The organism is Paraglaciecola sp., from assembly GCF_030730205.1.
Taxonomy (GTDB): Bacteria; Pseudomonadota; Gammaproteobacteria; order Enterobacterales; family Alteromonadaceae; genus Paraglaciecola.
The window spans coordinates 21,733-29,539 of record NZ_JANQVQ010000312.1 but is presented as its reverse complement, the minus strand read 5'-3'; the positions used below and the strand labels follow the sequence as shown (position 1 = coordinate 29,539).

The window sequence follows — 7,807 nt, the reverse complement described above, 5'->3', positions numbered from 1 at the left end:
TTAATTTAAACACTTTGGCTTTTTGTTGGCCGTTGGCTTTGACAAAATGAATAGCAAAATCAATCACTAATTTTTGTGATTCACTACTAGTGGAGCTAAGTTCCAAGTGAAATTCAAGAGAGTCACCTAGGTGCAGTTTTTCTTTTGAGAGCGTTAATTCAATTGGTGCGAGTTGGGTGTGCGATGGGTAGCCTAGTAAATTTAATATCTTTTGGTCGCCCGCTTTAACCAAACTACGCGTCGCATGTTTAATTATCCAATGTACCTTATCATTGTTGCTAGCATTGCCCAGCCAGCTTCGGCAAATATTAACTACTACCTCAGGGTTGTCTTTGCTGATGTCATTTAGATGATTGGCTACCGAACGCCTGACATACATGCTTTCATCTTCTTTCAAAGCGGTTAAAAAGGGCAAATTAGCCTGTGGATTGTACATAAATTCCTTGAGTTGCATGCCCCAAGGTAGACGTGGACGAGTACCTTCCGAAACCAATCTGCGTACGTGTTCATCTTCATGTTTCAGCCAAAGCGTAAACTGACTGTGGCAGTAGTCAGGATGTTCAATGATAAAAGGACGAATGGCAAATTCAGCACTGAACAAATGAGTCAAGGTTTTAAGCAGGTCTAAGGCAATGTGTGGATGGCTCAGGCCATATACACTGGCATAGTCAATGAGTGGCCATGCGGCAAAACGACTGATAGTGCTGTTGGGGTCATTGTTTTGCCACACATTGGGCAATTGTTTGAGTATGGCTGCAGCTTGAGTAAACTCTGCGGGTAAATATCGGTGTAATGCTGTTATTACGTGGCTAACACGCTGTTTTAGCTCGAGATGGTCTAAACCAATAATGGCTTGCTGATAAAAATCTTGGTGAGCAAAATGGCTGTCTATTTGCTTTAGGCAGCGTGCAATATGTTGAACGGCGCGGTGATTTATTTGGTTTTTCATTAGGGCTGGCAAAATATCAACAAACTTGCGGCATTGTTTATTGCGCGGCGACGTAGGTCAACATCATTGGCGGGTTTTATTAAAGTAAGTTGGCCATATACACTGCTTATATGGCCGGCCAAATCGATGGCTTATTTTTCAGCCAAAGCAAGCACCTTAAAGTAGGCTGCCTTAGGCTGACTTTGACGATCAAACAATAAGGGGTAGTCACTGCGACCTTTCATTGGCCAATCGTTACGCCATGTCATTGCGTCGTCTGTGCCCCAAAAGGTCACACGACTAATGTCTTTTTTATGGCGTAAGAAAATAGAGAATAAATCCACATAAGTGCGGCTCAAGGTGGCATCTGCTTCAGCACTTATACCGTTTATAAACGGATTCAGTTTTTCTTGTAAGGCAAAGTTTTGGTTCACATCTGCCCCAGCTTCCGCTTCTTCTGGAAAGGGTAAAACGGAGACGTCTAATTCAGTAAACATGACTTTCACTCCAGTGGCTGCATAGGCAACTATAGAGTTTTCCACTTCGTTTAAATCGGGGTAGCCGAAGGCGTAGTGGCCTTGCATGCCAATACCATCAATGCGTAAACCTTTTGCTTGTAATTGTTTGATGATACGAACTGCGCCAGCGCGTTTTTCAGGTTTAAATAAATTGTAATCGTTGTAATACAATTGTGCGTCAGGGTCAGCAGCATGTGCGTATTCAAAGGCTTTTTCGAGCATTTCTGGGCCCAGAATTTTGTACCACTTTGACTCGCGCATTGTGCCGTCTTCATTTAACGCTTCATTTACTACGTCCCAGCTTTGGATACGTCCTTTATAGCGACCTACTACGGTATCAATATGGTGTTTTAAGCGAGATAGTAATACATCGCGACTGACTTCGCGTCCCATGTCATCTTCAAATACCCAATCAGGTACTTGGCTGTGCCACAACAAAGTATGGCCGGTAATATACATATTATTTTGTTCGGCAACGGCGACTAAATTATCTGCTGCGGCAAAATCAAAGGTATTCGGGCTTGGATGGATACGTTCCCATTTCATGTCATTTTCGGGGGTCACCGCATTAAATTGTTGCTGCACTAATTGCGAGGTGAGTGGCTTTGGCTGCATAAGTTGTGCATTGCCCAGCGCAGTGCCAATTAAAAAACTATCGTTAAAAGCGTCTTTTAAGCTCAGCTGAGGTGTTTGCGTTTCGCTTGCGGTATTGCTGCAAGCACTGAGTAACATACACGTAATGGCGCTTACAGCGAGCGAGCGGAAGTGCTTAGCTTTCATTTTATCTCTCTTATTAAAGTTAAAGGTAATTAAATGATCAATGTTGAAATGAGGAGTGTAAGGACTTTAATCACATTCGAATATTGTGACTATTTGTAAGCTAGTTATTAAATTTTTGTAAGTGCGATTGGTGGCAGTGGCCTGATTGGGTAATCAGGCCACTGTGAGATGTTTATGCACGATAAGGTATTAAGGTATTGATAAATCCATCTTCTGTGTAGGTAATTTCGGCCATTTTTACTGAGCGTAAATGGGTAATGCCTCCAGACAAACTTGAATCATGGTAAAACAAATACCAGCGGCCTTCATATTCTGCAATTGAGTGATGGGTTGTCCAGCCAAGCACAGGCTCTAAAATTTTGCCTGCGTAGGTAAAGGGCCCATATGGGTTATCGCCAATGGCATAACACAACAAATGGGTATTACCGGTTGAGTATGAGAAGTAGTACTTACCCTGATATTTATGCATCCAAGACGCTTCAAAAAATCTACGCTCATGGTCACCCGCAAGCAACGGTTCACCATTTTCATCTAGGATTACGATCTCTTTGGGAGTTTCTGCAAACTCCAGCATATCGTCAGTCATACGCGCAATGATTGGCCCTAATGCGGCTTCGTCATCTGCAGGCTCAGCCAAAGACGCATCATATTGATTATTACGATAGTGTTGTAATTGGCCGCCCCATATGCCACCAAAATACATGTAGTACTGACCATCGTCATCTTCGAATACGGCCGGGTCGATGGTGTAACTCCCTTGTATCGGTTCAGGCTGTGGCACAAAGGGGCCGATGGGCGAATCACCTACTGCTACGCCAATTTGAAATATATCGTCCGCTTTTTTGGCGGGAAAATAGAAATAGTATTTATCGCCTTTTTTGGCTGCATCAGGTGCCCACATCTGTCTGGCCGCCCAAGGAACATCTTTAACGTGCAGAGCTACGCCGTTGTCGACTGCCACGCTATCAGGTGAGTCCATCGAAATCACATGGTAATCTTCCATCCCAAAGTGATCACCGTTGTCATTAAAGGGAATGCCCGCTTCGATGTCGTGAGAAGGGTAAATATAAATCTTGCCATCAAACACGTGCGCCGAAGGATCCGCGGTGTAAATGTTGTCAACTAAAGGCTGTGAAATCGCCTTTGCTCTTAGGGCTTGCAAGGCTTCTTGAGGTAGTAATTCTTCAGACATAAAAACTCACTTGGTAAAATCGCCGTCTCAAACAGACGGCATATAAAGAGGATGAATTAGTTAACTTGGCGACGTGCAGCTAAGTCTTTTTCAATTTTTTGTTCCATCGTTTTATTGATGCTGTAGCCAAATAAACACGCCACGGCTAAGAAAAATGGAATGGACGCAAACACACTAACTGACAATTTAATGCCATTAATAGTGTCAGGTAACTGGGTGCTTAAGTCTGCGCTGTAATTAAAGTAATCCAATATGCTCGACAGAATAGATGAGCCTAACGTTAAACCCACTTTTAAGCCTACGATCATGGCTGAGAAGATGATTGCAGTAGCACGGCGATGGGTTTTCCATTCTGAGTAATCTGCCACATCGGCTATCATCGCCCACAATAAAGGGGTCGAAATACCATAAAAGAAGCCGTGCAATATTTGTGAGGTAAACACTAAACCAATAGCATCGGCAGGATAGAAGTAGAACACTAAAATAAATAGCGTGGATAAAAACAATGAGGCACCAAACACTTCTCGCTTTCCAAATTTATCCGCTAAGGACTTAGAAAAGCCAATACCGATGATCATGAAGATGATCCCGCCCGCATTAAATAAACTAAAGCCAGAGGTGGCCGGATCTTCAGGCCAATGAAACTCAGATAAACCCAAGCCAGTTAATCCAGCGTTTACGCCATTAATAAAACTGTTAAACCCAATGTTTTGCAAAAAGGCAGCAATCTGTCCAGCGTCGAGGTAGTTTTCAAAATAATAGATGTACATGCCGCCTTTTAAGGCCAAAGTCACAAACACTAAGATGGTGATGATTAACATCATGATCCAAGGGCGATTAGCCATTAAATCTTTGATGTCTTCTAATACCGTAGATTTTTGTTCGTCGGTAGGTACAACCCGTTCTTTGGTGGTAAAAAAGGTAATGAGAAACATAATGATGCCGGCAATTGATAAAAAGGTCATAACCTTTTCAAAACCGATGGCCTTGTCGCCATCCCCCGCAATGAGTACCAGCGGAAGAAGCAATACTTGAATAATAAACTGCGCAATCATCACCGCCACAAAACGATAAGAGGACATGCTATTACGTTCTTGCATGTTGCCGGTAATCACACCACTGAGGGCGGCGTAAGGCAGATTGTTAGCTGAATACACTAAAAGCAATAACATGTAGGTAATAAATGCGTAATACACTTTCCCGTCGGGACCAAAGTCTGGGGTGCTAAAGGCTAATAGGGCAAGCACACCGAAGGGGACAGAGGTCCATAAAATCCACGGACGAAATTTACCCCACCGCGTTTGTGTTCTGTCAGCGATCATGCCCATGAATGGGTTAAAGAAAGCGGCGAGCAAACCACAGATAAAAATGACCTTAGTCGCTGATTCAACGGGTATTTTGTATACGTCGGTGTAAAAGAAAGCGATAAAAGTAACGAGAGTTTGAAAGACTAAATTAGCCGCTAAATCACCTAAGCTGTAACCCACTTTTTCAATAACGCTTAACTTTTCGGTTTGCTGATTCATATGTAAGTCATTTGTAGTTTTTTTGTTATGGTCGAATTGTATCGGGTTGGTGGTTTTTGGTTATTGTTATTTTCGCTTTCTGCATTATTTTATGTTCCCTGTTGTACTATTTTTGTTCGTTAGGAGTCGGGGGAACAAGGCTTGACAAAATCATCAGCCCCGTAATCTGTGCTTGCGGAAAAAGTTAGCCCATTCGTTATACAAGAGGCAAAAACGACGTCGTTGTTAAACTTGCCAATTAGTACCCTTATTTTTCAATTCAACATTATGTTTTTTCACAGTCATTTAACATCTGGTTGTCTGAACTGACAACTTGAGTATGCTGTGATGCACTGTTTTTTCTGTCAATTTATAAAAGAGGTAGGCGTTTGAATACTCCAAAAAGTGAGAATATGCTCTTTATTGTATTAGTGAGCATGGTGGCAACCATAGGCGGTTTTTTGTTTGGTTTTGACAGTGGCGTGATCAACGGCACCATCGATGGATTGCAAAAAACGTTTAACTCAAATGATATTGGTACCGGCTTTAATGTGGCAAGTATGTTGTTAGGTTGCGCAGTGGGGGCATTTACCGCCGGAAGATTAGCTGACAGTTATGGCCGTAAAGCGTTGTTGTTGGCTACTGCCATGTTATTTATTCTGAGCGCGTGGGGCTCGGGTGTTGCCAGTTCTTCAATGGAGTTTATTGTATATCGCATCATTGGTGGTTTGGCAGTGGGCGCCGCTTCCGTTATGGCGCCCGCTTACATCAGCGAAATTGCTCCAGCGCGTTTACGTGGACGTTTATCATCCATTCAGCAAGTTGCCATTATTACCGGCTTATTCGCGGCCTTTGTGAGTAATTATTTATTAGCTAATTTTGCTGGAGCATCTACCGCGGAGTTTTGGCTCGGCTTTGCTGCTTGGCGCTGGATGTTCTGGATTGAGTTAGTGCCAGCGGTATTGTTTTTAGCTTTTTTAGTGTTCATCCCAGAGAGCCCGCGCTACTTAGTCCTGCGTAAAAAAGACCAACAAGCTGCGGTGGTGTTAGCTCGATTATATGGTGCTGAGCAAGGCCAGCAAAAGTTAGTTGAAATTCAGCAGTCGTTGGCTGGAGACCGTCACGAACCTAAGTTGGCCGATTTACTCGACACACAAACCCGTAAGGTCCGTAAAATTGTGTGGATTGGCATTGGTTTGGCGGTATTCCAGCAATTAGTCGGTATTAACGTGGTGTTTTATTATGGTGCGGTATTGTGGCAAGCGGTGGGCTTTTCAGAGTCAGATGCACTATTGATTAACATCATCAGCGGTGCAGTGAGTATTGCAGCCTGTGTAATCACTATGTATTTGATTGATAAAGTAGGGCGTAAACCGTTTTTGCTACTTGGCTCAGTCGGCATGACCCTAACGCTTGGCTGTTTGGTGTTTGCCTTTATGAATTCGGATTTAGACCTAAACGGCAATCTTGACTTAGGTGAGATGGGCACCTTTGCGTTGATTTCTGCCAATGCCTATGTGTTTTTCTTTAATTTGTCATGGGGGCCGGTGATGTGGGTGATGTTAGGTGAAATGTTCCCGAATCAAATTCGCGGTTCTGGTTTAGCGGTTGCAGGCTTGTTTCAATGGGGCGCAAATTTTGGTATCACCATGACCTTCCCTATTATGTTAGCAAGTATTGGCTTGGCAGGAGCATATGGTTTTTACACCCTTTGTGCTGGTATTTCTATTTTGTTTATTGCTAAATATATGTACGAAACTAAAGGCCGAGAGCTGGAAGATATGCAAGGTTAGCCTCTGGTTTTTGGAGCAAGTAGGCCGCTAATTAGCGGCCTTTTTTATGACCAATTCTGCTTGATGGGAACAGTGTTTACGCGTTATAGCCTTATGGGTTTACATGCAGGTTAACTCTGTTGCCACCCGCTTTTTTGGCTTTGAACATCGCATCATCTGCTAATTGTAATAAGGTTTCACTGTCGCCGCCGTGATCGGGGTAAGCCGCAATACCAATACTCAAAGAAAGGTCTAGGCTTACCCCTAAAAATATAAAAGGCTGGGCCACTGCACGACACATTTTCTCTGCCACATTCATTACCGTGTCTGTATTGGCAATATTATTAAGTAAGACAATGAATTCGTCGCCTCCAATCCTGCCAACAGTATCGGAGTCTCGAACACAATGTAATAAACGTTGAGCTATTTGTTCTAATACCCGATCACCCAGAGTGTGGCCGTAGTTATCGTTGACCGCTTTAAATTTGTCGACATCGATAAACAGCACATAGAAATTGGCATCGTTAACTCTAGCGCCATTCAAGCATTTTTGTAGACGTTCTTTTACTGTGGCTCGGTTGGGCAAGGAGGTGAGAGAGTCATGTTTAGCTAAATATTCTAGGTGCTGTTCCATTTGTTTGCGTTCACTGATGTCGTGAGCAACTGCGATCCTGACTTGATGCTGTTCTGACCATCTCGCAGACCACAAAACATCGACTATTTTGCCTGACTTATGTAACCAGCGGTTTTCAAAACTAGACTGGGTTGTTCCTGACAATAGGCTAGCTACGGTTTTGGCTGTTTTTTGACGATCTTCAACATACACAAAATCAAAAACAGAGCGGCCAATCACCTCCGCCGGCAAATAACCAAACATGTGTTCAAATGCCGAGCTCACAAAAATAAAAGTATCTGCTTTATCGACAACACACACCGCGTCAAGGATAAGGGCCAAGACATCTTCAAGCTGCAGAAGAGGGGTAATTTTCATGATAGGTGCTGGTCCTGATACTAGGGAGAAGGGGCCTTAAAATAGCGTGTGGTAACGAGCAACTGCATGCTGTTAATCTAACTATCAACATCGCTAGCAAAGTACCCCCATCAGCATAAAT

6 protein-coding genes are annotated in these 7,807 nt (G+C 43.2%); 1 reads left to right on the top strand and 5 read right to left on the bottom strand.

Going from position 1 to position 7,807, the window contains the following annotated elements; all coding sequences use genetic code 11:
* The 4 genes from NWQ57_RS20580 to NWQ57_RS20565 form a co-directional block, all read right to left on the bottom strand.
* Positions 1-949, bottom strand: a 949-nt coding sequence (locus NWQ57_RS20580) for a DNA alkylation repair protein (protein WP_306024063.1), incomplete at its 3' end; no start/stop codon positions are given.
* Between the two features lie 131 nt (positions 950-1,080).
* Positions 1,081-2,226 carry an endo-1,4-beta-xylanase gene (locus NWQ57_RS20575; protein ID WP_306024062.1) on the bottom strand — a complete coding sequence of 382 codons (1,146 nt, stop codon included), beginning with the start codon at positions 2,224-2,226 and terminating at the stop codon, positions 1,081-1,083.
* Positions 2,227-2,398: 172 nt separating this feature from the next.
* Positions 2,399-3,418, bottom strand: a complete 1,020-nt coding sequence (locus NWQ57_RS20570) for a glycoside hydrolase family 43 protein (protein WP_306024061.1) — start codon at positions 3,416-3,418, stop codon at positions 2,399-2,401.
* Between the two features lie 56 nt (positions 3,419-3,474).
* The gene (locus NWQ57_RS20565) at positions 3,475-4,944 is read right to left on the bottom strand and encodes an MFS transporter (RefSeq protein WP_306024060.1); all 1,470 of its coding nucleotides are present in this window, start codon (positions 4,942-4,944) and stop codon (positions 3,475-3,477) included.
* Positions 4,945-5,336: 392 nt separating this feature from the next.
* Here NWQ57_RS20565 and NWQ57_RS20560 point away from each other — a divergent pair, with 392 nt between their 5' ends.
* Positions 5,337-6,716, top strand: coding sequence for a sugar porter family MFS transporter (locus NWQ57_RS20560; RefSeq protein ID WP_372340958.1), 1,380 nt, complete (start codon positions 5,337-5,339; stop codon positions 6,714-6,716).
* A 91-nt stretch (positions 6,717-6,807) separates the two neighbouring features.
* Here NWQ57_RS20560 and NWQ57_RS20555 read toward each other — a convergent pair whose 3' ends face one another.
* Positions 6,808-7,686 carry a sensor domain-containing diguanylate cyclase gene (locus NWQ57_RS20555; protein WP_306024058.1) on the bottom strand — a complete coding sequence of 293 codons (879 nt, stop codon included), beginning with the start codon at positions 7,684-7,686 and terminating at the stop codon, positions 6,808-6,810.
* Positions 7,687-7,807 lie beyond the last annotated feature (121 nt).

What these genes read in the sequence shown, in the direction of transcription:
- NWQ57_RS20575 (WP_306024062.1), bottom strand. Translation starts at nt 2,226, where the DNA reads ATGAAAGCTAAGCACTTCCGCTCGCTCGCTGTAAGCGCCATTACGTGT.
- NWQ57_RS20570 (WP_306024061.1), bottom strand. Translation starts at nt 3,418, where the DNA reads ATGTCTGAAGAATTACTACCTCAAGAAGCCTTGCAAGCCCTAAGAGCA.
- NWQ57_RS20565 (WP_306024060.1), bottom strand. Translation starts at nt 4,944, where the DNA reads ATGAATCAGCAAACCGAAAAGTTAAGCGTTATTGAAAAAGTGGGTTAC.
- NWQ57_RS20560 (WP_372340958.1), top strand. Translation starts at nt 5,337, where the DNA reads ATGCTCTTTATTGTATTAGTGAGCATGGTGGCAACCATAGGCGGTTTT.
- NWQ57_RS20555 (WP_306024058.1), bottom strand. Translation starts at nt 7,686, where the DNA reads ATGAAAATTACCCCTCTTCTGCAGCTTGAAGATGTCTTGGCCCTTATC.